We start from the raw sequence: 23,669 nt of genomic DNA on the forward strand, positions 1-23,669 counted from the left end.
ACCTATCCTACGAATCCGATAGCCGGGGCTGGATAAAGTCCAGGAACGCCTTGGTCTTGGCGGGCAGCATGCGCGAGGGCAGCAACGCGAATAGCGGCAGGGGCGTCAGGCTCCAGTCGGGTAGCACGCGCACCAGCCCTGCCTGCTTGATGGCGCGTTCCATCGCATCGAACACCAGCAGCGGCGTAATGCCCAGACCTTGGCCGGCCAGGCGCCCGAGCATGCCCACGTTGTTCGCCGACAGGCGGCCGGACACTTGCACGCGTTCCACCTTGTCGCCCGAATGGAGCATCCAGAAGGATGACTCTTCGCGCATGGTCGGCCGCAGGCACTCGTGGTGCGTCAGGTCGGCGGGCACGCGCGGTTCGCCGTGGCGGGCCAGGTAGTCGGGCGAGGCGTACAGCTGGTGCGCCATCAGCACGATCTTGCGCGAGATCAGGCTGGAATCGGGTTGCTGGCCGAACCGCAGGATCAGGTCGAACGGATTGCTGATGGGGTCGATCGGACGCATGCTCAGATCGAAATCGCATTCGATGTCGGGATGCTGCTCGCGGAATTCGCTGATGACGGCCGGCAGGAACAGCTGGGCGAGGCTGGTGGGCAGCGAGATGCGCAGGCGGCCTTTGGGTTGCACCGCCATGTCCAGCAACTGGTCGTGCGCGATGCGCGCTTCTTCCACGATGTGCCGGCAGCGTTCGAAGTAGATGGCGCCGGCTTCGGTCAGGTCGATCTTGCGCGTGCTGCGGTTCAACAGGCGCATGCCGACGCTGCGTTCCAGTTCGCTGACGCGGCGCGAGAGCGTCGAGGTTGGAATATTCAAGGCTTCCGCCGCATGGCTGAAGTTCTTGCGCTTGGCGACTTCGACAAACAGCGCGATGTCGTTAAGCTGGATATCCATATTGCCCTCTACACTCAAAATTCCATTTCTGGCAGATTTGTATGATAAATGGAATTATTGTCCCGCCAGCAGAAATGTCTATTTATCCACACGGAACATCCCGTGCCCCGGGTGGTGGACAGGCATCCCGTCAGCCAGCTTGCTTGCAGCTGAATGCCTGCAAGGCTTGCGACGTCTGGCTCTGCGACGGGACTGCGCAATAATCGCGCAGATTGCGCCAGATACATCGTGCAATTGTCCCACCGGTGAAAATATGTTCACCAAAATAAGGGTTTTTACTAGGCGCCAATCGCCAGATACTTCGTCCCAGCAATCAAACAGTCACATCGCAGCTGCCAGCCTGGCAGAAGACGCTGTGCAAGGTTTAGGATGGAGTCATCACAATGAAAGCCCTAGCAACCGCACTTATGGTTACCGCAACCCTGGTTGGCATGTCCGCCGCCCACGCCGATGGCAAGACGCGTGAACAGGTTCAACAAGAACTGCAAGCCGCCAAGGCCGCAGGCCAGGTCACGTTCGGTGAACTGGACTACCCGCCCGCCAACGCGACGCAAACCAGCATGACGCGCGACCAGGTTCAGCAAGAGCTGCAAAGCGCCAAGGCCGCCGGCCAGGTCACGACCGCCGAACTGGATTACCCGCCGCGTGCCGCCGTGTCGCAATCCGGCGGCAAGACCCGCGAGCAAGTCCGCCAGGAACTGGCCGAAGCCAAGGCCCGCGGCGAATACACCTTCGGTGAACTGGACTACCCGCCCAAGGGCAAGTAAGTCACGCCCCGAAGGTCACGAGAAACCCCTTGAGACGCCGAGGGGTTTTTTATTGCCCGCCAGGCAGGGTGGCGGCGGCACAGTGTGGCGTTTTAGCCGCAAAACTGTGCGCTTGCGTCAACAAGTGTTGTCGCTGAATCCTGGATGCCGAGCGCATCGGAATCGCCGATGCGCCGATTTGCGAGTAAAGATTCATATTTGTTTTCAAGGCGTTAACGCAGGTTTCCATGCCTGGCGAGGTGTCGGCTGCGGGTGATTATCCCAACCATGGAAAGTAGTTCGTCGAAATCCGTGTTACTTCGGGTTGCCGCAGGCCGGACACTAGATTCAGTGCAGACGCCGCCTGCTTGTTCGCAGCGGCACGCGAAGGCCCCGTCGTTCGGACGGCGCGTTTGCGGATGCCTTTCATCTCGCCATTTTGGGGACTTATATGAAGAAGACGCTATTGGCCGTCGCGTTGCTGGCCGGCTTTGCCGGCGCCGCGCAAGCCGCCGACTCCGTGACGCTGTACGGCTTGATCGACGCCGGTGTCGGCTACGAGCAGGTGAAGTTCAATGGGGTGTCGCAAAGCCGCTTCGGCGGTGTGCAGGGCGTGAGCAGCGGCTCGCGCTTCGGCCTGCGCGGCACGGAAGATCTGGGCGACGGCCTGCGCGCCGTGTTCACGCTGGAAGGCGGTTTCGGTCCCATGAACGGCAAATCGCTGCAGAACGGCCGCCTGTTCGGCCGTCAAGCCACCGTGGGCCTGGACAGCGATTCCTGGGGCCGCCTGGAATTCGGCCGTCAGACGAACCTGGCGTCGAAGTACTTCGGCTCGATCGACCCGTTCTCGATCAGCTACAACACCGCCAACATGGGCACCACGTTCGGCAGCGCCAACACGATGCGCCTGGACAACATGGTGCTGTATCAAACCCCCAGCCTGAGCGGCTTCAAGGCGGGCGTGGGCTACTCGTTCAGCGCTGACGACAGCGTCAGCGACACGACCCAGACCGGCTTCGCCACGGGCGACAACAACCGGGTGCTGACCGCCGGCGTGCAATACGTCAACGGCCCGCTGAACCTGGCCGTCGCCTATGACCGCTTCGACCCGACGAACAAGCGCGTGGGCGGCAAAGACGCCGCGCGCATCCAGGAATACATCATCGGCGGTTCGTACGACTTTGAAGTCGTGAAGCTGGCTGCCGCGTTCGGCCAGACGCGCGACGGCTGGTTCGTTGGCCAGAACATGGGCACCACGCCCGATGGCATGAACAACCTGGGCTCGTTCAAGCTGGCTGACGGCTTCCGCGCCAACTCGTACCTGATCGGCGCCACGGTGCCGCTGGGCCGCCACGCCATCTTCGGTTCGTGGCAGCGTGCGACGCCGGGCAACGACAAGCTGACGGGCGACGACGCCACGTTCAACGTGTACAGCCTGGGCTACACCTACGACTTCACCAAGCGCACCAACCTGTACGCGTACGCCTCCTACGGCGACAACTACGCGTTCCAGCATGATGCGCGCGACACCGCCGTCGCGATGGGTATTCGCCACCGGTTCTAAGCGGCAACGCGCCCGGCCGGACCTTGCTGAATGCGCGGCTTATCTCCGTAAGCCGCCGAGTGACAGCGAACCCCCCCTACTTGGGTCCGGCCGGATGCGTTTGACGGCCAGAAGGGAAGGGCCTCCGCAAGGAGGCCCTCTCGCATTGGGGCGGCGGCGCGCCTGGCGCCTGCTACAGGAATAGCTTGTAGGCCGGGTTGTCGGTCTCGTTCCAATGCGGGTAGCCGAGTTCTGCCACGAACGCGCGGAATTGCTTCTTGTCCGCCGCGGGCACCTGGATGCCGATCAGGATGCGGCCATAGTCGGCGCCCTGGTTGCGGTAATGGAACAGGCTGATGTTCCAGTCCGGATTCATCGCGTTCAGGAAGCGCATGAGCGCGCCCGGGCGTTCCGGGAATTCAAAGCGGTACAGCAGTTCGTCGCGCGCAAGCGAAGAACGCCCGCCCACCATGTGGCGCAGGTGGGTTTTGGCCATTTCGTCGTGCGTCAGGTCCAGCGTGTCGAACCCGTGGCGTCGGAAGTTCGCGGCGATCTTGTCCGGCTCGGTGGCGGACGATACCTGGATGCCGACGAAGACGTGGGCGCGGTCCGCATCCGAAATGCGGTAGTTGAACTCCGTCACGCTGCGTTCGCCGACCAGTTCACAGAAGCGGCGGAAGCTGCCGCGTTGTTCGGGCATGGTCACGGCGAAGACGGCTTCGCGCATTTCGCCCACTTCGGCGCGTTCGGCCACGAAGCGCAGGCGGTCGAAGTTCATGTTCGCGCCGCAGGCGATGGCCACCAGCGTCTTGCCCTTCAGATGGTGTTCCGCCGCGTACTGCTTGGCCCCGGCCACCGCCATCGCACCTGCCGGTTCCAGCACGCTGCGGGTGTCCTGGAAGACGTCCTTGATCGCGGCGCAGATCGAATCCGTGTCCACCACGACGAAGTCGTCGACGTACTTGCGGGTCAGCTTGAAGGTTTCGGCGCCCACCATCTTGACGGCGGTGCCGTCCGAGAAAAGGCCGACGTCGTTCAGTTGCACGCGGCGGCCGGCGCGCACGCTGCGCAGCATGGCGTCGGAGTCCTCGGTCTGCACGCCGATGATCTTGATTTCGGGCCGCAGCTGCTTGATGTAGGCGGCCACGCCGGAGATCAGCCCGCCGCCGCCGATGGCGACGAAGATGGCATCGATCGGGCCCGGATGCTGGCGCAGGATCTCCATCCCCACCGTGCCTTGGCCGGCAATCACGTCGGGGTCGTCGAAGGGGTGGACGAAGGTCAGTTTTTCTTTCTTTTCCAGGATCTGCGCGTGCGCATAGGCGTCGGTGAAGCTCTCGCCCGCCAGCACGACCTCGCCACCCAGCCGCCGCACCGCGTCGATCTTCACCTGCGGGCTGGTCGTGGGCATGACGATGACGGCGCGGCAACCCAGCCGGCTGGCGGCCAGCGCCACACCCTGCGCGTGGTTGCCGGCCGATGCCGCGATGACGCCGCGGTTGCGCACGGCGGGCGCCAGGTTGGCCATCTTGTTGTACGCCCCGCGCAGCTTGAAGCTGAAAACGGCCTGGGTGTCCTCGCGCTTGAGCAGGACGGTGTTCGAGATCCGCTGGGACAGCTGGGGCGCTATTTCCAGCGGCGACTCGACCGCGACGTCATAAACCTTGGAAGTCAGGATGCGTTTCAGATAATCAGTGGACATGGACCGCGCGTAGGGACAAGAGTGGGGACGTGGGCACGATTATTGCAGGGAAAGCCGTATGGCCTGAAAGGTTTATGCCCGCGCTTGACGCAGCGTGGACGAGAAGGCTCAATCGCATCCCGGCTTGCGTGCGCTTGCGCGGCTACACTCGCTCATCATGGAAGAAAGCCTCTTATCTGCTGTTCACTGGCTCCTGGGGATGCTGGCGCTGCCCTCGGTGGGCTTGTCGGCCATCTTCACGGTGTCGCTCGTTTCCGCCACGTTGCTGCCGCTGGGCTCCGAACCCGCGGTGTTCGGCTTCCTCAAGTTGTCGCCCGACATGTTCTGGCCGGCCATCCTGGTCGCCACCGCCGGCAATACCGTGGGCGGCGCCATCAGCTACTGGATGGGCCTGGGTGCCGAAAAGGCGGTCGAACGCTGGAAAGAGAAACATCCCCACCCGCACCCCGACGCCACCGAAGGCGGCCGCATGCGTGGGCGCTGGAACGAGCGCGCGCACGACTGGATCCACCGGATGGGGCCGCCGGCGCTGCTGCTGTCCTGGCTGCCCGCGGTGGGCGACCCGCTGTGCGCGGTGGCCGGCTGGCTGCGTTTGCCCTTCTGGCCCTGCGTGCTCTATATGGCCATCGGCAAATTCCTGCGTTATCTGGTGATGACCGCCGGCTTGCTGTGGTTCTTTCCCGGACAGATCTGACACTGACACCGCTCTTAAATGGGGACGGATAACCGTCGTTTCCCGCTGCTTTTGGCCGGCTTTCTGGGGGTATTCGGGGTCAAGTCCGCCCGATGGCATAAAATAATTTTTTATGGGCCCCTCTTGCCGCCATGAACGCCCCACTCGCTAGCCACATCTTGAACGGGGCGATGCCGCCCGCAGCACCCGCGCGATTGCGCGAAATTCCCTACAACTACACGTCGTTTTCCGACCGCGAGATTGTCGGCCGGCTGCTGGGCGAAGACGCCTGGAGCCTGCTCAGCGACCTGCGCGGAGAACGCCGTACCGGCCGCTCGGCGCGGATGCTGTACGAAGTGCTGGGCGACATCTGGGTCGTGCGCCGCAACCCGTACCTGCAGGACGACCTGCTGGACAACCCCAAGCGCCGTAAGCAGCTCATCGACGCGCTGCACCACCGCCTGGGCGAGATCGACCGCCGCCGCGAGCCGGGCACGCCGACCGAAGAAGGCCACGATCCGCATCGCGACGAAAAGGTCGTCGGCCTGTTGGGCCGCGCCCGTTCCGCCATTGCCGCCTTCGAGGGCGAGTTCGACCAGACCACCATGCTGCGCAAGCAGGCGCAGAAGGTGCTGGGCCGCATCACGGCGCGCGACAACATCAAGTTCGACGGCCTGTCGCGCGTATCGCACGTGACGGATGCCACCGACTGGCGCGTGGAATACCCCTTCGTGGTGCTGACGCCGGACTCCGAAGACGAGATCGCCGCGCTGGTCACCGCCTGTATCGAACTGGGCCTGACCATCGTCCCGCGCGGGGGCGGCACCGGCTATACGGGCGGCGCCATCCCGCTGACGTGGAAGTCGGCCGTCATCAATACCGAGAAATTCGACAAGCTGGGCAAGGTCGAGTCCTGTATTTTGCCCGGGCTCACCGAGCCCGTGGCTGTCATCCATGCCGGCGCCGGCGTGGTGACCAAGCGGGTGTCGGAAGCGGCCGAGGCCGCAGGCTTCGTCTTCGCCGTGGACCCGACCTCGGCCGAAGCGTCGTGCGTGGGCGGCAACATCGCCATGAATGCGGGCGGCAAGAAGGCCGTGCTGTGGGGCACCGCGCTGGACAACCTGGCCTGGTGGCGCATGGTCGACCCGGACGGCAACTGGCTGGAAGTCAGCCGTCTGGATCACAACATGGGCAAGATCCATGATGTGGAGCTGGCCCGCTTCGAGCTCAAGTGGTTCGACGGCAAGGGCAAACCCGGCGAGCGCCTGCTCAAGACCGAAACGCTGGAAATCAAAGGCCGCGTGTTCCGCAAGGAAGGGCTGGGCAAGGACGTCACGGACAAGTTCCTGGCCGGTCTGCCGGGTATCCAGAAGGAAGGCTGCGACGGCCTGATCACGTCCGCGCGCTGGGTGCTGCACCGCATGCCGCGCCACACGCGCACGGTCTGCATGGAGTTCTTCGGGCAGGCGCGCGACGCCATCCCGTCGATCGTCGAGGTCAAGGGCTACCTGGACGGCGAAGGCCGCGCGCGCGGCGCCATCCTGGCCGGGCTGGAGCATCTGGACGAACGCTACCTGCGCGCGGTGGGCTATGCCACCAAGAGCAAGCGCGGCGTGCTGCCCAAGATGGTCCTGATCGGCGACATCGTGGGTGACGACGACGATGCGGTGGCGGCTGCCGCCAGCGAAGTGGTGCGCCTGGCCAACACGCGCCACGGCGAAGGCTTTGTGGCCGTCAGCCCCGAGGCGCGCAAGAAGTTCTGGCTGGACCGCTCGCGCACCGCCGCGATCGCGCGCCACACCAACGCCTTCAAGATCAACGAAGACGTCGTGATCCCGCTGCCCCGCATGGGCGAATATACGGACCACATCGAACGCATCAATATCGAGCTCTCCACCAGCAACAAGCTCAAGCTGCTGGGCGCGCTGGACGCGTACCTGTGCACGCCGCTGCCGGTGGGCAAGGCGGACGACGCGGATATCGACGGCACCCGCGCCGAAGTGCTGGCCGAGCGCACGCGCCAGGCGCTGGAACTGCTGGGCGCCACGCGCCAGCGCTGGCAATGGCTGCTGGACAACCTGGATCTGCCGCTGGCGCAGGCCCTGCCGGAACTGGACGGGCTGGGCCTGGGCGACGTGCATGCCGCGTTGACCGAGCGCCTGGCCGCGCAGCCTGGCGCCCGCGTCTTCGACATCGTGCAGGACCGCACGATCCGCGTGTCCTGGAAGGTGGAAGTTCTGCCCGGCCTGCAGCGTGCGTTTTCGGGCGCCGCCTACAAGAAGATCGTCGACGAGCTGGTCGCCATCCATGGCCGCGTGCTGAAAAGCCGCGTGTTCGTGGCGCTGCACATGCACGCCGGCGACGGCAACGTGCACACCAACATCCCGGTCAACTCGGACGACTACGAGATGCTGCGCGAGGCCCATCAGGCCGTCGACCGCATCATGCAGATCGCCCGCGACCTGGACGGCGTGATCTCGGGCGAACACGGCATCGGCCTGACCAAGTACGAATTCCTGACCGAAGCCGAACTGGCGCCGTTCCAGGACTACAAGCGCCGGGTGGACCCCAACGGCCACTTCAACGCCGGCAAGCTGATGCCGGGCGCCGACCTGCGCCACGCCTGGACGCCCAGCTTCAACCTGATGGGCCACGAGTCGCTGATCATGCAGCAAAGCGACATCGGCGCCATCTCGGATTCCATCAAGGACTGCTTGCGCTGCGGCAAGTGCAAGCCCGTGTGCGCCACCCACGTGCCGCGCGCGAACCTGCTGTATTCGCCGCGCAACAAGATCCTGGCCACCTCGCTGCTGGTGGAAGCCTTCCTGTACGAAGAGCAGACCCGTCGCGGCGTCAGCCTGAAGCACTGGGAAGAATTCGAAGACGTGGCCGACCACTGCACCGTCTGCCACAAGTGCTACAACCCCTGTCCGGTCGACATCGATTTCGGCGACGTGTCGATGAACATGCGCGCCGTGCTGCGCCGCATGGGCCGCAAGTCGTTCAATCCGGGCACGGCCAGCGCCATGTTCTTCCTGAACGCCAAGGACCCGGCCACCATCAACGCCACCCGCAAGGCGATGGTGGGCGTGGGCTACAAGGTCCAGCGCGCCGCGCACGACCTGTTTTCGGGCCTGGTGAAAAAGCAGACGGCCAAGCCGCCGGCTACTGTCGGCAAGCCGCCGCTGCGCGAACAGATCGTGCACTTCGTGAACAAGAAGATGCCGGGCGGGCTGCCCAAGCAGGCCGCGCGCAAGCTGCTGGACATCGAAGACGCGAACTACGTGCCGATCATCCGCGACCCCAAGGGCACCACCGCCGATACGGAAGCGGTGTTCTACTTCCCGGGCTGCGGCTCCGAGCGCCTGTTCTCGCAAGTCGGCCTGGCCACGCAAGCCATGCTGTGGCATGCGGGCGTGCAGACCGTGCTGCCGCCGGGCTACCTGTGCTGCGGCTATCCCCAGCGCGGCAATGGCATGACGGACAAGGCCGAACAGATCATCACCGACAACCGGGTGCTGTTCCATCGCGTCGCCAACACGCTGAACTACCTGGACATCAAGACGGTGGTGGTCAGCTGCGGCACCTGTTACGACCAGCTGTCGGGCTATGAATTCGACAAGATCTTCCCCGGCTGCCGCCTGATCGATATCCACGAGTACCTGCTTGAAAAGGGCATCAAGCTGGAAGGCGCCAAGGGCGTGCGCTACATGTATCACGACCCCTGCCACACGCCGATGAAGCTGCAGGAGCCCATGAAGACGGTGCGCGCCCTGGTGGGCGACGATGCCATCAAGAGCGACCGCTGCTGCGGCGAGTCGGGCACTCTGGCGGTGAGCCGGCCGGACATCTCCACGCAGGTGCGTTTCCGCAAGCAGGAAGAGCTGCAGAAGGGCGACGCCGCGCTGCGCAGCGACGGCTTTGCCGGCGACGTCAAGGTGCTGACCTCGTGCCCGTCGTGCCTGCAGGGATTGTCGCGCTATGAAGGCGACACCGGCATGGACGCGGACTACATCGTGGTCGAGATGGCGCGCCACATCCTGGGCGAAGGCTGGATGGAAGACTACGTGAAGCGCGCCAACGCGGGCGGCATCGAGCGCGTGCTGGTGTAGGCGTCACGCCGCTGTCACACCCCCTGCGCCACGCCGTGGCGCAGGGCGGACGATCCCATTTTTTCCCATTTCGCCGACTCTTGAAGTCGGCGAAATTGTTCCCATCATTGGTCTTGAGGCGATCAGACCTGCGGTCGCACCAGCCGCGATTGCGTCGTGTCCTGATCTGTCCCTTTCCATTCGGGAGACCAACATGAGCAACTTTCCATTCAGCGATAGCGGCTTCGCGTCGGCCTTCGACGCCATTCAGGAACACATGGGGCGCGTCTTGCGCAGCGCCGGCGTGCCGGCGGCCTTGCGCGCCACCCCGCAGGCCCTGTTCCCGCCCGTGAACGTTGGGGTGTCCGGCGACTCGGTCGAAGTGGTCGCCTTTGTGCCAGGCATGCAGCCTGACGACCTGAATGTCACGATCGAAAAGCGCGTGCTGACCATCAGCGGCGAACGCACCTCGCCAGAATTGCCGGAGAGCGCCCGCTATTACGCGCGCGAACGGGCGCACGGACGGTATACGCGGGTGATCGAGCTGCCTGCCGACGTGGATCCGGACCAAGTGCAGGCGCGCTACACGGACGGCTGCCTGGCCATCTCGATCAAGCGCAAGGAGTCGTCCAAGCCGCGGGTCGTGCCCGTGCACTAAGTTCCGCCAACCGCATAAGGAGTACCGATCATGAATGACCGCAAAGATCTCACCGTGACCGCGGACGACTCGGCCAAGCGCGAAGGCAGGGCAGTCACCGTGCCCGCCGTGGACGTCTACGAAGACCCGCAAGCCATCACGCTGGTCGCAGACCTGCCCGGCGTGTCCAAAGAACGGCTGCACATCAACGTGGAGTCTGACGTACTGGTGATCGAGGGCGAGGCATCCGTGGCCACGCCGGGCGATCTGCAACTGGTGTTGGGCGAATTGCGCGCGCCGGTGTTCCGGCGCGCGTTCCGGCTCGGGCAGGAGTTCGACCGCGCGCAGATCAACGCCAGCCTGAAGCAGGGCGTCCTGACGCTTCGCATTCCGCGCGCACGAGAGGCGCAGCCCCGACGCATCCCCGTCACGGCGGACTGAAGCCGGCGTAACGCCAGCAGGCGCAAAAAAAGCCGCGGCCCAAAAGGGCTGCGGCTTTTTGCCATGGCCGGCCGGGCGGCTGCCCGATCATTCCAGCTTGATGTTCGCCTTCTTGATCACGTCAGCCCAGGCGCTGCGCTCCTGCTCGGCATAGGCCTTGAAATCCTGTGCCGACATCGGCATCGGGATCACGCCCATGTCCAGCATCTTCTGTGACACGGCCGGGGTCTTGAGCGTGGCGTCCAGGTCGGCCGACAGCTTCTTGACCACTGCGTCCGGCACGCCGGCCGGGCCCACCAGGCCTTGCCATGCGTAAGCCGTGAAGTTGGCCACGCCTTGCTCGGCCATCGTCGGCGTGTCGGGCAGCACCGACACGCGCTCGGGCGTGGCGGCTGCCAGGACGCGCAGCTTGCCGGCCTTCACGTTGGGCAGGCCCGAGGCCAGGTCGATGAACATCACGTCCACCTGTCCGCCCAGCAGGTCCTGGATGGCGGGAGCGGCGCCCTTGTAGGGCACGTGCAGCAGGTTGGCGCCCGTGCGCTGCTTGAAGAGCTCCAGCGCCAGGTGGTGGGGCGAGCCCGCGCCGGCGGAGGCCGCGGTCAGCTTGCCGGGTTCCTTCTTGGCGGCAGCCAGCACGTCGTCGACCGTCTTGTAGGGCGAGTTGACGTTCACGGCCAGCAGCAGCGGAAACTTGGCGATGCCGCCGATGTAGGTGAACTTGGCCGGGTCGTAGGACAGCTTGGCGTACAGCGACGAATTGAAGGCCAGCGTGCCGGAGTCGGCCGTGCCGATCATGTAGCCGGTGGGTTCGGATTGCGCGATGGCGGTGGCGCCGATGATGGTGGCGGCGCCGGGGCGGTTTTCGACCACGATGGTCTGGCCCAGGGGCTTTTCCAGGCCGCTGGCGACCGTGCGGGCGACGACATCGGTGCCTCCGCCGGCCGGGTAGGGCACGATCCAGCGGATGGGTTGCGTGGGCCAGGATTGGGCGGAAGCGGTGGCGGCGGCCAGCGACAGGGCGGCCAGCGCCACCAGGCGCCGTGCGGGGTTCTGCATGGGGTGTCTCCTCGTGCGGGGTCTGTATTGAGCGCGACGTCGGCGGCGTCGTGTCTTGCGCCGTCGGTCTGCGTCGCTATTTTTGCGACGCTATTATGCCTCGCGCGCCCGCCGGAAAGGGGCCCCGAGGCCCCCCGGTTTTCCCGCAGTGCACCACGCCGCCGGCTACTGCGGATCGGGGTAGGTGCGCGCGCCGAAGATGGCCGTGCCGATGCGCACTTCGGTCGATCCTTCCTCGATCGCCAGTTCGAAGTCGCCGCTCATTCCCATCGACAATCGGTCCAGCGAGATCCCGGCGATGTCTTCGGCCCGCAAGCGGTCGCGCAGCTCGCGCAGGGCGCGAAAGCACGCGCGCACCGCCTCGGGGTCGGGGGAATTCACCGCCAGCGTCATCAGGCCCTTCACCTTCAGGGTGGGGAATTCGGCGGCGATGCGGCGCAGGAAGGCCGGCACGTCTTCGGCGGCCATGCCGAATTTGCTGGGTTCGGCCGAGGTTTTCACCTGCACCAGCACGTCCAGCGTCCGCCCTTCGTTCAGCAGCCGGCGGTGCAGGGCTTCGGCCAGGTCGGGGCGGTCCAGCGACTGGACTTCGGTCGCGTCGCGGGCGGCATCCTTCGATTTATTGGTCTGCAGATGCCCGATCAGCACAAATTCGAGGCCTTGGCCTGCCAGCGCGGCGGCCTTTTGGCGGATCTCCTGCGTCTTGTTTTCGCCGAACCGGTTCAGGCCCAGCGCCATGGCTTCGCGGATCGCGTCCACGTCGAAGGTCTTGCTGACAGGCAGCAGGACGACGCTGCCGGGCGCGCGTCCGGCGCGCGCGCACGCGTCGGCGATACGTTGCTGAATCTGGGCAAGGCGCCCGGCCATGGTGTCTACGACGGTCATGCAGCTCTCTTGCAGGAACAGGATGTCCCATAGTGTAGGACTGTGCAGGATCGTTTCGCCACACTGGCCGTTTTCGCCGTTGACCCTGCGTAATCGCCAGGCTTAGAATTTGTAGAGTTTTGTTTATATTTCAATGTTCTATGCCCTCCCGGCGCCGCCCCTCGGGCGACACGGTCTCCCACCTTTCCAGTCCCCCGCCATGTCCAGCGCTGCGCCAGAATACGCCTTTGCCACGCCTTTCCTGAATCCCCCCGCATCCCCCATCCGATCGCTCATGCCCTATGCCATGCGGCCGGGCACGATCTCGCTTGCGGGCGGTTACCCCGCGCAAGAGCTTTTCGATGTGGATGGCCTGTCGATCGCGTCCACACAGGTGCTGGCCCGTCTGGGCGCCTGCCTGCAGTATTCCAACATCGACGGCCAGGCCAGCCTGCGCCACGAATTGGCGCGCCTGTCCGCCGCGCGCGGCCTGCAGTGCAACGCCGACACGGAATTGATGGTGACGGGCGGATCGCAGCAGGCGCTGGCGCTGCTGACCCGCGTGATGCTGCAACCCGGCGACCATGCCATCATCGAATCGCCCGCCTTCCCGAATTCCGTCCAGGCGTTGCGCTACACGGGCGCCACGGTGCATACGGTGCCCTCCGGCCCCGACGGCATCGATGTGGACGCGCTGGATGAATTGGCCGCCCGCATCAAGCCCAAGATGGTCTGCGTAGTTGCGTCGTTCTCGAACCCCTGCGGCGCCACGCTGACGCGCCAGCGCCGCCTGCGCTTGCTTGAACTGGCGGTCAAGCACCGCTTCCTGATCGTGGAAGACGACCCGTACAGCGAACTGCGCTTTGCCGGCGTAGCGGTGCCGCCCATCGCGGCCCTGGCCGAAGGCGAAGCACGCCACTGGGCGGTCTACCTGGCCAGCATGTCCAAGACCATGGCGCCCGCGCTGCGCATCGGCTGGCTGGTCGCGCCGCCCGAGATCCGCCGCCGCTGCGTTGGTGCCAAGGCGGCTGACGACATGGCCTCGTCCGCATGGATCCAGGAAACGGTGGCGCAATACCTGGCCAACGGCCGCTATGAAGAGCACGTGCCGCGCATCCGCGCCGCGTATGGCCTGCGCTGCGACGCGATGGCCGAATCGCTGGCCCGCGAGCTCAATGGCCGCATCAGCTTCAGCAAGCCCGAAGGCGGCATGTTCTTCTGGGCCCGCCTGACGGGTGAGGTGGACGCCACGCGCTTGTTGCCGTACGCCATCGAACACGAAGTGGTCTACGTGCCGGGCAAGGCCTTCTACGCCAATGCCGACCAGGCCGATCTCTTCGCCATGCGCATGTCGTTCGCCACCATGAACGAAAGCCAGATCGCCCAGGGCATGGTCCGGCTGGGCCGCGCGCTGGAGGCCTGCGAAGCCAACGAACCCGTATCGATCTCGCTGGCGGCGTGAACCGGACTTGACCGCGGCCAAGCCGGGCCGCGCAAGCCTTGGTTATGCTGGGAACCTGTCCGCCGGCGCCCGCATCCGTGTGCGGGCGGATATACCTAAATAAGCGCTTGTTATTTGGCGCGGGCGCTTCATGTCTATAAGCTTCTCGCCTCGGCGCGTCCCCGCGCCCGGCATAACAGGAATCCAGGTCATGAACATTGCAAAAGGGTTGGTGGGCGCGGCGCTCTTGATGGCGGCGGCGCAAGGCGCACAGGCGGCAACACTGGACGTCGTGCGCCAGCGCGGCGCGGTGGCGTGCGGCACGACCACGGGCTTCGCGGGCTTCTCGGCGCCCGATGCGCAAGGCAAATGGCAAGGGCTGGACGTGGATCTGTGCCGCGCGATCGCCGCGGCGGTCTTCGGCGACGCCGACAAGATCAAGGTCGTGCCGCTGAATTCACAACAGCGCTTCACCGCGCTGCAATCCGGCGAAGTGGACGTGCTGACGCGCAACACCACCGTCACGCAGCAGCGCGACACCGCGCTGGGCATCATTCACGCTGGCATCAACTTCTACGACGGCCAGGGCTTCCTGGTGCCGAAGTCGCTGGGCGTGAAAAGCGCCAAAGAGATCAACGGCGCCACGATCTGCCTGCAGACCGGCACCTCCAACGAGAACACGCTGGCCGACTGGGCGCGCGCCAACAACGTGACGTACAAGCCGGTGGTGATCGAGACGTTCAACGAAGTGGTCAACGCGTTCGCCGCGGGCCGCTGCGACGTCTTCTCCACGGACGCGTCGGGCCTGGCATCCATCCGCATCTCGAAGCTGCAGAATCCCGATGACTACGTCGTGTTGCCCGAGATCATCTCGAAAGAGCCGCTGGGCCCCTTCGTGCGCCAGGGCGACGACGCGTGGCTGAACATCGTGCGCTGGTCGTTGTCGGCGATGATCGAAGCGGAAGAATACGGCGTGACGTCCAAGAACGTGGACGAACAGGCCAAGAGCGCCAATCCCAACATCAAGCGCATCCTAGGCGTCACGCCGGGCGGCGGCGCCAACCTGGGGCTGGACGAAAAGTGGGCCTACAACATCGTCAAGCAGGTGGGTAACTACGGCGAGAGCTTCGAGCGCAACGTGGGCCAGGGCAGCCCGCTGAAGATCAAGCGCGGCCTGAATGCGCAGTGGACGCAGGGCGGCTTGATGTACGCGTTGCCGATCCGCTGACCGGCAAAACGTAAACGGTGCCCGATGGGTCGCGTGCGCTAGGGGACGGCGTTCCTGCCGGCTGCCGCGCGCGCTCCGCCCATCACCCCCGCCGGTACACCTGCGCGATCTTCACGAAGGCGCTGCGCAATTCGCGCGTGCCGCCCTGAAGAATCACCGGCCGTCCCCGGTGGGTGAACACCACCAGCCGTTTCGAAAACAGCATGGGCACGAAGCGCGCATAGCGCACGTCTTCCCAGGCGACTTCGCGGCGCGTGAACCAGGTCTGGCGCAGGCCGCGGTCATCGATGGTGGTGATCGACGTCTGCATGTGCCAGGACACGAACAGCAGGCCCACGAAGCACAGCACCACCACCACCGCCAGCACGGTATCGAACGGCTGCGCGGGCGCGCGGATGGCGGTCGTCACCACCTGCACGCCCAGCACGGCCAAGATCACCCAGGCCAGGATGCGCACCCAGTCGGGCCACGCCTGGCCCGACAGCGGCAGCGGGCCGATCTCGCGCAGGAGCGCGGCCCGGTCTTGCTCGGCGGGGGCGGAGTCAGGCGAGGTCATGCGGCCCGTTTGGCGGCGATCGCGTTGCCGGCCCGGCTGGAACCCTTGCGGTTCAGGTGGGCCGACATCCATTGGCCGATGTCGACCACGGCGTCGAAGTCCACGCCGGTGTCGATGTCCAGGCCGCGCAGCATGTACAGCACGTCTTCGGTCGCGACGTTGCCGGTGGCGCCCTTGGCGTAGGGGCAGCCGCCCAGGCCGGCGACCGAGGTGTGGAAGATGGAGATGCCGGTTTCCAGCGCGGCCAGGATGTTGGCCAGCGCCTGGCCGTAGGTGTCGTGGAAGTGGCCGGACACGCGTGCCGGGTCGACCACGCGCGTCACCGCCGCCATCAAGTCGCGCACGCGCTGCGGCGTGCCCACGCCAATGGTGTCGGCCACGTCGATCTCGTCGACCTGCATCGCCAGGTAGCGCTGGGCCACGTCGACCACCGATTCCACGGGAACGTCGCCCTGGTACGGGCACCCCAGCGCGCAGCTGATGCTGCCGCGCACGCGGATGCCGGCTTCACGCGCGGCCTGCACCACGGGTTCGAAGCGGGCGATGGATTCGGCGATGGAACAGTTGATGTTCTTTTGCGAGAACGCTTCGCTGGCGGCGCCGAAAATCACGATCTCGTCCGCGCCGGCGGCCAGTGCGCCTTCAAAACCCTTCATGTTCGGCGTCAGCACCGAATAGATCGTGCCGGGACGGCGTTCGATGCGCGCCATCACGTCGGCGCCGTCGGCCATCTGCGGCACCCACTTGGGCGACACGAACGAGGCGGCTTCCACATTGGGGAAGCCCGCCGCGGCCAGGCGATTGACCAGTTCCACCTTGATGTCGGTGGGCACGAATTCCTTTTCATTCTGCAGACCGTCGCGAGGCGACACCTCGACGATCTTCACGCGGGAGGGCAAAGCCATGTCTCTTCCTGGTTCGGTATGGGGTGACGCGGCGCGCATGTCTGCGGCGCTAGCGCCAATATTAGCGCCATCGCGCGGCACTCCGCTTGCGCGGGGCGGGGGCATGCGGCCCTACTTCAGGCGCTGGTAGCGGCCGTCATCCAGGCGGGCGATGCGGCCCTGCAATTCCAGTTCCACCAGCTGCGCTTGCAGGTCGCCGGTGTCCATCGTCAGGCGTCCCTGCAGGGTATCGAGATGCAGCGGGTCAAAGCCCAGCGCTTCCAGCACGGGGTGGGCGGGCAGCGACGCTTCGGGCCGGGGCGCACCGCGCACGCCGGGCATCGGGCCGCCGCCCAGCTCGTCGGTGATGTCGGCGGCTGTTTCCACCAGTTTGGCGCCTTGGCGTATCAACGCGTGGCAGCCGCGCGACAGCGGGGAATGGATGGAGCCGGGGATGGCGAAGACTTCGCGGCCGCTTTCGCCCGCCAGCCTTGCCGTGATGAGCGACCCGCTTTGCTTGGCGGCTTCCACCACCAGCACGCCCCGCGCGAGGCCGGCGACGATGCGGTTGCGTTTGGGAAAGTGCGGGGGCAGGGCGCCCGTGCCCAGCGGAAATTCGGAAACCAGCGCGCCATGCGCGGCGATGCGGTGCGCCAGCTCCCGGTGGCGGGCGGGATAGATGCGGTCGATGCCGGTGCCCATGACGGCGACCGTGCCCGCGCCGTCCGGGCCCGCGTCCAGCGCCCCTTCATGCGCGGCGGCGTCGATGCCCAGCGCCAGCCCGCTCACGACGCGCCAGCCGTGCGTGGCCAGATGGCGGGCGAAGGCGCGGGCATTCTCCTGGCCGCCGGGCGTGGCATTGCGCGCGCCCACGACGGCCAGCGACGGGCCTTGCAGATAGCTTGGGTCGCCCGCCACGTACAGCAGGATGGGCGGGTCGGCGATCGTCAGCAGGCTTTGCGGATAGGTGGGATCGGCCAGAGTCAGGATGTGCCGGCCGGGGGCGCTCACCCATTCCAGCGCGCTGTCCACCTGGGCCGCCATGTCTGTCGGCATGGGCGCGGCCAGTTGGCGCGCCAGCGCTTCGGGAATGTGGCGGACGAGTGCCGTGGCGCGCTGGGCGTAGATCTGCTCGGGCAGGCCGAGTGCGCCCAGCAGCATGCAGGCGGTGGCGGAACCGATGTTGGGTTCCAGGGACAGCCGCAGCCAGGCGGACAGTTCGGCGGAAGAATGCGTAAGCGGCATGGGGCAAGCGCGTAAGGCGTCCAGGGGTGCGTGAGTGTCGCATGCGGGGCAGGCGATGCTGGCCGAGCGGGACGTAATGGTCACACCGAGCCTGGCGCGTGGCGTCGAAATAATGGGGACGTAGCAATGCCCGCAATGCTCGACTTAGCCGAAAACTATTAGAAATCAAGACTCTAATGAATTAAACTCTTAGGTAAGCATCAATCACTGGCGACACCCCCGCAATGGCTTTACTTCCTATCCTTCGCTACCCGGACCCGCGCTTGCACAAAAAGGCCAAGCCGGTAGCCGAAGTCGACGACCGCATCCGTCAACTGGTGCGCGACATGGCCGAGACCATGTATGACGCGCCGGGCGTCGGCCTGGCCGCGACCCAGGTGGACGTGCACGAGCGCGTCGTCGTGATCGACGTGTCCGAGGACAGCAATCAGCTGCTCACCTTGATCAACCCCGAGATCACCTGGCACAGCGACGACCACAAGATCTACGAAGAAGGCTGTCTGTCCGTGCCCGGCGTCTACGACGAGGTCGAACGCGCCTCGCGTATCCGCTGCAAGGCGCTGGACATCGACGGCAAGCCGTTCGAGTTCGAAGCCGACGGCCTGCTGGCCGTGTGCGTACAGCACGAACTCGACCATCTGGAAGGCAAGGTCTTCGTCGAATACCTGTCGAACCTGAAGCAGAACCGCATCAAGACCAAGCTGAAGAAGGCCGAGCGCGAAGCGCTGCGCGACTGACGGGAAATCCCTCCCCCTACCCGCTTGCGCGGGCCCCACAAGGGGCCGCCGAGGGGGCGGCTCCGGTGGACCGGCAAAGCCGGATCCGCTGAGCCCTGGCATCCACTTTCATTCTTTGTTCTTCATCTCATGCGCCTAGTCTTTGCCGGCACGCCGGAATTCGCCCGTATCGCCTTCGACGCCCTGCGGGCCGCGGGCCACGACATCGCGCTCGTCATGACGCAGCCCGACCGGCCTGCCGGGCGCGGACTGAAGCTGACGCCCAGCCCGGTCAAGCAAGCCGCGCTGGACGCGGGCATTCCCGTTGCCCAGCCGCGCAGCCTGCGCCTGGACGGCCGCTATCCCGACGAGGCCGCCGAGGCCCGTGCGCTGCTGGAGCAAGTTGCGCCCGACGTCATGGTCGTGGCGGCCTATGGCCTGATCCTGCCGCAGTGGGTGCTGGACCTGCCGCGCCTGGGTTGCCTGAACATCCACGCCAGCCTGTTGCCGCGCTGGCGCGGCGCCGCGCCCATCCAGCGCGCGATCGAAGCCGGCGACGCGCAGACCGGCGTGACCATCATGCAGATGGACGAGGGACTGGACACCGGCGACATGCTGCTGGAACGCGTGGTGCCCATCACGGGCGACACCAATGCGGCGCAATTGCACGACGCGTTGGCGCTGGCCGGCGGCGAAGCCATCGTCCAGGCATTGAATGCGCTGGACCAGGGGGACCTTGCGCCCACCAAGCAGCCGGAAGCCGGGGTGACCTACGCGGCCAAGCTGGACAAGGCCGAAGCCGCCCTGGATTGCACCCAGCCGGCCGAACTGCTGGAACGCCGCGTGCGCGCATTCAACCCGGTGCCCGGCGCCAGCATCCGCCTGCCCGGCTTGCCTGACCCGGTGAAGGTCTGGCGCGCGCAGGCGCTGGCGACGCCCACCACGGCGGAACCCGGCCGCGTGCTGCGCGCCGATGCGTCAGGCATCGATATCGCCACGGGCAACGGCGTGCTGCGGCTGCTTGAATTGCAGAAAGCCGGCGGCAAGCGCCAGCCGGTGGATGTGTTCGTGCGCGGCTGGCAGCCGGACTGAGTCCTTACGGCCGGCGGCTGGCCAGCAGGTCCAGGTAGGCGCCCGACAGCAACTGCGTGGGCGCCACCCCCAGCCCGTCCATCAAGGTGCGGGCTTCTTCCATGCCGGCCGCGGCGCTTTCGTCGTCGCGCAGCACCACTTCCAATTCCAGGAATTCCCCCAGGCCTTCCACCCGGTCCAGATGGATGCGGGTGCGTCCGGCCATGAACACCGTCCGTTGCTTCTTCACGCGGCCGATCGCGCCATACGCGTGTGTGAGGGCTTCGCGCAAGGTGTCGGGCGAATCGGTCGGCGAGATGACGTAGAAGCTCTCCTTCGGGCCGGTGTCGTCGGCGCGCTGGTAGAAGATCAGTTCGCCCGTGCCGTCGGCGAATGCGCGCAGCTTCAGCCGGCCATGCGTGCAGGTGAAGAAGGTGTCGTCCTGGGCGATGGAGACGGGCTCTTGCCCGGACAGCGCGGCGGCCAGGGGCTCGATGGCCGCCAGGCTGTCGACTTGCGCCTTGATTTCCACGTTGCGGGCCATGGGACGTCCTTCGGTCTGGATCAATACAGCGTGCTGGCCGCGCGTGCGGGCAGGTCGCGGTCGTAGGTGGCGCCGTCGAAGGTGCCCGCGGTGAGGTCGGACAGGATGCGGCCGACGCTGGGCAGCGCGCTGCGCGGCACCTGGGTCGCCGGGTCCCACAGGCGGGAACGCAAGAGGGCGCGCGAGCACTGGAAATAGACCGTCTGCACGTCGACGATCAGCACGGAGCGCGGCAGCTTACCGTCCATTCCGAAGCGCGCCAGCAGGGCAGGGTCCACGCTGATGCGCGCCGTGCCGTTCACGCGCAGGGTTTCGCCCACGCCGGGCACCAGGAACAGCAGCGCCACGCGCGGATCGGCCAGGATGTTCAGCAGGCTGTCGATGCGGTTGTTGCCGCGGCGGTCGGGCAGCAGCAGCGTCTTTTCATCTTCGACCACGACAAAGCCCGCGGGGTCGCCGCGTGGCGAGGCGTCCAGCCGGCCCGGGCCGGAGGTGGCCAGCACCGCGAACGGCGCGGCCTCGATGAAGGCGCGATAGTGCGGATGCACGTGATCCACTTCCTTCTTCAGCGAGGCTTCGCCGGGCGAGCCGTACAGTGCCTGCAAGGCGGCGGCGTCAGTGACAAGGTGGGCGGGATCGGTGTGCATGGCGGAGGTCCGTGGTCAGGCCAGGATGGCAGGCAGGTCGGCGACGGCCAGGAAGATCTCGTCGGGGCCGCGTTCGCGCAGGGCGTCTACATGGTTATAACCCCAAGCGACGGAACCCACATGCACGCCTGCCTTGCGGGCGGCGTCGATGTCGCGCATTTCGTCGCCCACCAGCAGGAAGCGTTCGGGGGCGATCTCGTGCCGGCGCATCAGGCGGTCGATCTTGGCGGCCTTGCCGAACAGGTCGGTGCCGCATTCGTAGTCGTCGAACAGCGCGGCGGCGTCCGGGCCCAGCACGCGCTGCACGTTTTCAATGGAGTTCGAACTGATCACCGCCAGCCGCAGCCCGGCGGCCTTCAGGCGCGCGAGCACGTCGGCAATGCCGTCGAACAGATGCACGCTGGGATCGATGTCCTGCATCAGCGTGCGCACGTGCGACATGATCGCCGGCAGCTTCCACAGCGGGATGCCCAGGTACTTCAGGATTTCGGAGGCCTCGCGGTGGCGCAGGTTTTCGCGTTCCGACAAGTCGATCTTGCGAAAGCCGTATTTGTCGGCCACGGTGTTCAGGATGGAATTGAACCAGGGCATCGTGTCCGCCAGGGTTCCGTCAAAATCAAATGCTGCGATGTCGTATTTCAAGTAAGGATCCATTAGCCGGCTGAGACGGGGTTACAAGCCGTTGGGGTGAAGCAGATAGTGCACGACGGGCGCCAGCGCTTCTAGCGGCGGGGCGCTGGCCACGACGCGCGCGGCGTTCGTCCACGGGTAGTCCAGCGCCAGCAGCCAGCCGAAGACGGCGGCCATGTCGCCCGGGGGCAGCGTCACCATGGTTTCGATCGTGATGGTCAGGTCGGTGGCGCGGTAAGGCTCGGCCTGGAATTTCCAGTCGTACCGGCCACAGCCCACTCGAACATTGCCCGTGGCCTTTTCGGTCATGGCCACGATCCAGTCGCATTGGTAGTCGGGCAGGCGGGCGCCCGGGGCCGGCCGCGACAGGTAGAACGTGTACACGTTGTCGTAGGTCTGGCCGAACTTGCGCACCAGCGTGTCGACGATCGCCGCGAGGCCATGCGATTCAGGCGGGAAGGCGATGGCCTGCGTGCGCAAGGCCATTTTCAGCACGGCGTCGTCCGCGAACGCGCGTGCCATGTAGTGCGGGCGGTTCTCGTCCTTGGCGTGGAAATAGTCGCGCAGCACGGACTCGGTAGAGGAAGGGGACAACGGATCGAGGATCATTGCGTGGGCTTCCGTCGGGATCATGAAAGGGCGGTTTTACGCCTTGATGGGGTCGAACCACTTCGAGACATTGGGCGCCTCGTAGATGGCGTAGCGGTCCAGCATGACGGCGGGGTCTTCTTCCACCACCAGCATGTCGCGGTGCTGCGGGCGGATGAACGCTTCGTCGACGGCATGGTCCACGAACTGCACCAGCGCATCGTAGTATCCCGCGACGTTCAGCAGGCCGCAGGGCTTCTGGTGCATGTTCAACTGCGCCCAGGTCCAGACTTCGAAGAATTCCTCCAGCGTGCCGGCGCCGCCGGGCAACGCGATGAATCCGTCAGCCTTCTCGATCATCATGGCCTTGCGCTCGTGCATATTCTGCACCAGATGCAGTTCGGTCAGGCCCAGGTGCGCCTGTTCCTTCTTCTGCAGCATCTCGGGAATCACGCCGATCACGCGGCCGCCGCCGGCCAGCACTTCATTGGCCACGACGCCCATGATGCCGACGACCGATCCGCCGTACACCAGGCCCAGGTCCCGTTTGACCAATTCGCGCGCCAGCACGCGGGCCTGCTCGATGTAGTCCGGACGGGTGCCGGGGTTCGAGCCGCAATACACGCAAATATTCTTCAGAGTCATAAAAGGTCGGAGATTGCCGGTCCCGTTACAGATTGCGTCACGGGCTTTTCGGGAAGCCGATAGTTTACGCAAGGTTTGCAGAGGCGTTCCCGGGCCCCGGGGGGATCGCTAATCGGGGGCAGGAGCAATGTTTGGACACAGCAAGATCGTCCATGATCGGTAGACTGAGTTGTTCGGTACGACTGGAAATCCAGCGTCGTAGTGCATTCACTAACCCGAGGAGCTAACGATATGGAACAAGCAACCCAAAACGCCCAGAAGGCAAACCGTCCTTTCGACATGGACGTGAAGGCCATCCGTGCCAAGGCGCGCCAGGACATTGAATCGGGGGCTGTCACGGATAGCTACCGCGCGGACCGGCAGACGGTGTTGAAGCTGCTGAATGAAGCGTTGGCCACCGAGATTGTCTGTGTGCTGCGCTACAAGCGCCACTTCTTCATGGCCCGTGGCCTGAATGCGGAACCGGTGGCCGCCGAGTTCGCCGAACACGCCATGCAGGAACAAGAGCATGCGGACCGCCTGGCCGAACGCATCGTGCAATTGGGCGGCGAGCCGAACCTGTCGCCCAAGGGCCTCTTGGAGCGCAGCCATTCGGAATACGTCGAAGGCGCCACGCTGGAAGAGATGATCAAGGAAAACCTGATCGCCGAGCGCATCGCCATCGACAGCTACCGGCAGATGATCGATTACCTGGGCGAACAGGATTCCACCACGCGCCGCATGCTGGAAGAGATCCTGGCGGTCGAAGAGGAACACGCCGACGACATGTCGGACCTTCTCGTCAAGCCGTAAGCAAGACGGCGTAAAAAAACCCGGCCTCGCG

23 protein-coding genes are annotated in these 23,669 nt (G+C 65.6%); 11 read left to right on the top strand and 12 right to left on the bottom strand.

Going from position 1 to position 23,669, the window contains the following annotated elements:
* Nucleotides 1-7 precede the first annotated feature (7 nt).
* Nucleotides 8-898 carry a LysR family transcriptional regulator gene (locus ACO6D5_RS10790; protein ID WP_006224713.1) on the bottom strand — a complete coding sequence of 297 codons (891 nt, stop codon included), beginning with the start codon at nucleotides 896-898 and terminating at the stop codon, nucleotides 8-10.
* A gap of 383 nt (nucleotides 899-1,281) precedes the next feature.
* On the opposite strand from ACO6D5_RS10790, the gene ACO6D5_RS10795 reads away from it, so the two are divergent.
* A complete protein-coding gene (locus ACO6D5_RS10795) occupies nucleotides 1,282-1,665 on the top strand; it encodes a DUF4148 domain-containing protein (RefSeq protein WP_315846113.1) in 384 nt (127 codons plus the stop codon).
* Between the two features lie 430 nt (nucleotides 1,666-2,095).
* Nucleotides 2,096-3,208: a porin gene (locus tag ACO6D5_RS10800; protein WP_315140232.1), complete on the top strand. Its 1,113-nt coding sequence runs from the start codon at nucleotides 2,096-2,098 to the stop codon at nucleotides 3,206-3,208.
* A gap of 172 nt (nucleotides 3,209-3,380) precedes the next feature.
* Here the strand turns inward: ACO6D5_RS10800 and ilvA are convergent, their stop codons facing one another.
* On the bottom strand, nucleotides 3,381-4,889 hold the full coding sequence (gene ilvA / locus ACO6D5_RS10805) for a threonine ammonia-lyase, biosynthetic (RefSeq protein WP_315846114.1): 1,509 nt from the start codon (nucleotides 4,887-4,889) through the stop codon (nucleotides 3,381-3,383).
* Nucleotides 4,890-5,046: 157 nt separating this feature from the next.
* Here ilvA and ACO6D5_RS10810 point away from each other — a divergent pair, with 157 nt between their 5' ends.
* The 4 genes from ACO6D5_RS10810 to ACO6D5_RS10825 all read left to right on the top strand — a co-directional run bounded on the left by ACO6D5_RS10810 (nucleotide 5,047) and on the right by ACO6D5_RS10825 (nucleotide 10,731).
* Nucleotides 5,047-5,583 (top strand): VTT domain-containing protein, encoded by a 537-nt coding sequence (locus ACO6D5_RS10810; RefSeq protein ID WP_315846115.1) that lies wholly within the window; start codon nucleotides 5,047-5,049, stop codon nucleotides 5,581-5,583.
* Between the two features lie 131 nt (nucleotides 5,584-5,714).
* Nucleotides 5,715-9,674: a DUF3683 domain-containing protein gene (locus ACO6D5_RS10815; protein WP_485825363.1), complete on the top strand. Its 3,960-nt coding sequence runs from the start codon at nucleotides 5,715-5,717 to the stop codon at nucleotides 9,672-9,674.
* A gap of 193 nt (nucleotides 9,675-9,867) precedes the next feature.
* On the top strand, nucleotides 9,868-10,311 hold the full coding sequence (locus ACO6D5_RS10820; protein ID WP_315846117.1) for an Hsp20 family protein: 444 nt from the start codon (nucleotides 9,868-9,870) through the stop codon (nucleotides 10,309-10,311).
* Between the two features lie 30 nt (nucleotides 10,312-10,341).
* Nucleotides 10,342-10,731 carry an Hsp20 family protein gene (locus tag ACO6D5_RS10825; protein ID WP_315846118.1) on the top strand — a complete coding sequence of 130 codons (390 nt, stop codon included), beginning with the start codon at nucleotides 10,342-10,344 and terminating at the stop codon, nucleotides 10,729-10,731.
* 87 nt (nucleotides 10,732-10,818) lie between these two features.
* On the opposite strand, the gene ACO6D5_RS10830 is transcribed toward ACO6D5_RS10825, so the two are convergent.
* A complete protein-coding gene (locus tag ACO6D5_RS10830; RefSeq protein ID WP_315846119.1) occupies nucleotides 10,819-11,787 on the bottom strand; it encodes a tripartite tricarboxylate transporter substrate binding protein in 969 nt (322 codons plus the stop codon).
* 165 nt (nucleotides 11,788-11,952) lie between these two features.
* Nucleotides 11,953-12,672, bottom strand: a complete 720-nt coding sequence (locus ACO6D5_RS10835; protein WP_315846120.1) for a YggS family pyridoxal phosphate-dependent enzyme — start codon at nucleotides 12,670-12,672, stop codon at nucleotides 11,953-11,955.
* A gap of 199 nt (nucleotides 12,673-12,871) precedes the next feature.
* On the opposite strand from ACO6D5_RS10835, the gene ACO6D5_RS10840 reads away from it, so the two are divergent.
* Nucleotides 12,872-14,113 carry a PLP-dependent aminotransferase family protein gene (locus ACO6D5_RS10840; protein ID WP_315846121.1) on the top strand — a complete coding sequence of 414 codons (1,242 nt, stop codon included), beginning with the start codon at nucleotides 12,872-12,874 and terminating at the stop codon, nucleotides 14,111-14,113.
* A gap of 190 nt (nucleotides 14,114-14,303) precedes the next feature.
* Nucleotides 14,304-15,320, top strand: a complete 1,017-nt coding sequence (locus ACO6D5_RS10845) for an amino acid ABC transporter substrate-binding protein (RefSeq protein WP_315140217.1) — start codon at nucleotides 14,304-14,306, stop codon at nucleotides 15,318-15,320.
* Nucleotides 15,321-15,402: 82 nt separating this feature from the next.
* Here the strand turns inward: ACO6D5_RS10845 and ACO6D5_RS10850 are convergent, their stop codons facing one another.
* The 3 genes from ACO6D5_RS10850 to dprA all read right to left on the bottom strand — a co-directional run bounded on the left by ACO6D5_RS10850 (nucleotide 15,403) and on the right by dprA (nucleotide 18,005).
* On the bottom strand, nucleotides 15,403-15,876 hold the full coding sequence (locus ACO6D5_RS10850) for a hypothetical protein (protein WP_315846122.1): 474 nt from the start codon (nucleotides 15,874-15,876) through the stop codon (nucleotides 15,403-15,405).
* Complete coding sequence (locus tag ACO6D5_RS10855; RefSeq protein WP_485825364.1) at nucleotides 15,873-16,781, bottom strand: hydroxymethylglutaryl-CoA lyase; 909 nt, start codon at nucleotides 16,779-16,781, stop codon at nucleotides 15,873-15,875. Before ACO6D5_RS10855 ends, ACO6D5_RS10850 begins: the two co-directional genes overlap by 4 nt.
* A gap of 111 nt (nucleotides 16,782-16,892) precedes the next feature.
* Nucleotides 16,893-18,005, bottom strand: coding sequence for a DNA-processing protein DprA (dprA, locus tag ACO6D5_RS10860; RefSeq protein ID WP_485825365.1), 1,113 nt, complete (start codon nucleotides 18,003-18,005; stop codon nucleotides 16,893-16,895).
* Nucleotides 18,006-18,229: 224 nt separating this feature from the next.
* Here dprA and def point away from each other — a divergent pair, with 224 nt between their 5' ends.
* The gene (gene def / locus ACO6D5_RS10865) at nucleotides 18,230-18,742 is read left to right on the top strand and encodes a peptide deformylase (RefSeq protein WP_315846124.1); all 513 of its coding nucleotides are present in this window, start codon (nucleotides 18,230-18,232) and stop codon (nucleotides 18,740-18,742) included.
* Nucleotides 18,743-18,871: 129 nt separating this feature from the next.
* Nucleotides 18,872-19,813 carry a methionyl-tRNA formyltransferase gene (gene fmt / locus ACO6D5_RS10870; protein WP_485825366.1) on the top strand — a complete coding sequence of 314 codons (942 nt, stop codon included), beginning with the start codon at nucleotides 18,872-18,874 and terminating at the stop codon, nucleotides 19,811-19,813.
* 4 nt (nucleotides 19,814-19,817) lie between these two features.
* Here fmt and ACO6D5_RS10875 read toward each other — a convergent pair whose 3' ends face one another.
* The 5 genes from ACO6D5_RS10875 to ACO6D5_RS10895 are packed head-to-tail and all read right to left on the bottom strand — an operon-like array spanning nucleotide 19,818 to nucleotide 22,846.
* Complete coding sequence (locus tag ACO6D5_RS10875) at nucleotides 19,818-20,336, bottom strand: class IV adenylate cyclase (protein ID WP_485825367.1); 519 nt, start codon at nucleotides 20,334-20,336, stop codon at nucleotides 19,818-19,820.
* 20 nt (nucleotides 20,337-20,356) lie between these two features.
* Complete coding sequence (locus ACO6D5_RS10880) at nucleotides 20,357-20,983, bottom strand: pyridoxamine 5'-phosphate oxidase family protein (RefSeq protein WP_485825368.1); 627 nt, start codon at nucleotides 20,981-20,983, stop codon at nucleotides 20,357-20,359.
* A 15-nt stretch (nucleotides 20,984-20,998) separates the two neighbouring features.
* Complete coding sequence (locus ACO6D5_RS10885) at nucleotides 20,999-21,625, bottom strand: HAD hydrolase-like protein (RefSeq protein ID WP_485825369.1); 627 nt, start codon at nucleotides 21,623-21,625, stop codon at nucleotides 20,999-21,001.
* 30 nt (nucleotides 21,626-21,655) lie between these two features.
* On the bottom strand, nucleotides 21,656-22,222 hold the full coding sequence (locus ACO6D5_RS10890) for a hypothetical protein (RefSeq protein ID WP_485825370.1): 567 nt from the start codon (nucleotides 22,220-22,222) through the stop codon (nucleotides 21,656-21,658).
* A 36-nt stretch (nucleotides 22,223-22,258) separates the two neighbouring features.
* Nucleotides 22,259-22,846, bottom strand: coding sequence for a TIGR00730 family Rossman fold protein (locus ACO6D5_RS10895; RefSeq protein WP_315846130.1), 588 nt, complete (start codon nucleotides 22,844-22,846; stop codon nucleotides 22,259-22,261).
* A gap of 231 nt (nucleotides 22,847-23,077) precedes the next feature.
* Between ACO6D5_RS10895 and ACO6D5_RS10900 the strand changes: the two genes are divergently transcribed.
* The gene (locus ACO6D5_RS10900) at nucleotides 23,078-23,638 is read left to right on the top strand and encodes a ferritin-like domain-containing protein (protein ID WP_315846131.1); all 561 of its coding nucleotides are present in this window, start codon (nucleotides 23,078-23,080) and stop codon (nucleotides 23,636-23,638) included.
* Nucleotides 23,639-23,669: the final 31 nt, after the last annotated feature.

The sequence above is a fragment of the Achromobacter sp. genome, assembly GCF_057314935.1.

What these genes read in the sequence shown, in the direction of transcription:
- ilvA (WP_315846114.1), bottom strand. Translation starts at nt 4,889, where the DNA reads ATGTCCACTGATTATCTGAAACGCATCCTGACTTCCAAGGTTTATGAC.
- ACO6D5_RS10800 (WP_315140232.1), top strand. Translation starts at nt 2,096, where the DNA reads ATGAAGAAGACGCTATTGGCCGTCGCGTTGCTGGCCGGCTTTGCCGGC.
- ACO6D5_RS10875 (WP_485825367.1), bottom strand. Translation starts at nt 20,336, where the DNA reads ATGGCCCGCAACGTGGAAATCAAGGCGCAAGTCGACAGCCTGGCGGCC.
- ACO6D5_RS10895 (WP_315846130.1), bottom strand. Translation starts at nt 22,846, where the DNA reads ATGACTCTGAAGAATATTTGCGTGTATTGCGGCTCGAACCCCGGCACC.
- ACO6D5_RS10820 (WP_315846117.1), top strand. Translation starts at nt 9,868, where the DNA reads ATGAGCAACTTTCCATTCAGCGATAGCGGCTTCGCGTCGGCCTTCGAC.
- ACO6D5_RS10830 (WP_315846119.1), bottom strand. Translation starts at nt 11,787, where the DNA reads ATGCAGAACCCCGCACGGCGCCTGGTGGCGCTGGCCGCCCTGTCGCTG.
- ACO6D5_RS10790 (WP_006224713.1), bottom strand. Translation starts at nt 898, where the DNA reads ATGGATATCCAGCTTAACGACATCGCGCTGTTTGTCGAAGTCGCCAAG.
- ACO6D5_RS10850 (WP_315846122.1), bottom strand. Translation starts at nt 15,876, where the DNA reads ATGACCTCGCCTGACTCCGCCCCCGCCGAGCAAGACCGGGCCGCGCTC.
- ACO6D5_RS10855 (WP_485825364.1), bottom strand. Translation starts at nt 16,781, where the DNA reads ATGGCTTTGCCCTCCCGCGTGAAGATCGTCGAGGTGTCGCCTCGCGAC.
- ACO6D5_RS10880 (WP_485825368.1), bottom strand. Translation starts at nt 20,983, where the DNA reads ATGCACACCGATCCCGCCCACCTTGTCACTGACGCCGCCGCCTTGCAG.
- ACO6D5_RS10890 (WP_485825370.1), bottom strand. Translation starts at nt 22,222, where the DNA reads ATGATCCTCGATCCGTTGTCCCCTTCCTCTACCGAGTCCGTGCTGCGC.
- ACO6D5_RS10840 (WP_315846121.1), top strand. Translation starts at nt 12,872, where the DNA reads ATGTCCAGCGCTGCGCCAGAATACGCCTTTGCCACGCCTTTCCTGAAT.
- fmt (WP_485825366.1), top strand. Translation starts at nt 18,872, where the DNA reads ATGCGCCTAGTCTTTGCCGGCACGCCGGAATTCGCCCGTATCGCCTTC.
- ACO6D5_RS10815 (WP_485825363.1), top strand. Translation starts at nt 5,715, where the DNA reads ATGAACGCCCCACTCGCTAGCCACATCTTGAACGGGGCGATGCCGCCC.
- ACO6D5_RS10845 (WP_315140217.1), top strand. Translation starts at nt 14,304, where the DNA reads ATGAACATTGCAAAAGGGTTGGTGGGCGCGGCGCTCTTGATGGCGGCG.
- ACO6D5_RS10835 (WP_315846120.1), bottom strand. Translation starts at nt 12,672, where the DNA reads ATGACCGTCGTAGACACCATGGCCGGGCGCCTTGCCCAGATTCAGCAA.
- dprA (WP_485825365.1), bottom strand. Translation starts at nt 18,005, where the DNA reads ATGCCGCTTACGCATTCTTCCGCCGAACTGTCCGCCTGGCTGCGGCTG.
- def (WP_315846124.1), top strand. Translation starts at nt 18,230, where the DNA reads ATGGCTTTACTTCCTATCCTTCGCTACCCGGACCCGCGCTTGCACAAA.
- ACO6D5_RS10825 (WP_315846118.1), top strand. Translation starts at nt 10,342, where the DNA reads ATGAATGACCGCAAAGATCTCACCGTGACCGCGGACGACTCGGCCAAG.
- ACO6D5_RS10810 (WP_315846115.1), top strand. Translation starts at nt 5,047, where the DNA reads ATGGAAGAAAGCCTCTTATCTGCTGTTCACTGGCTCCTGGGGATGCTG.
- ACO6D5_RS10795 (WP_315846113.1), top strand. Translation starts at nt 1,282, where the DNA reads ATGAAAGCCCTAGCAACCGCACTTATGGTTACCGCAACCCTGGTTGGC.
- ACO6D5_RS10900 (WP_315846131.1), top strand. Translation starts at nt 23,078, where the DNA reads ATGGAACAAGCAACCCAAAACGCCCAGAAGGCAAACCGTCCTTTCGAC.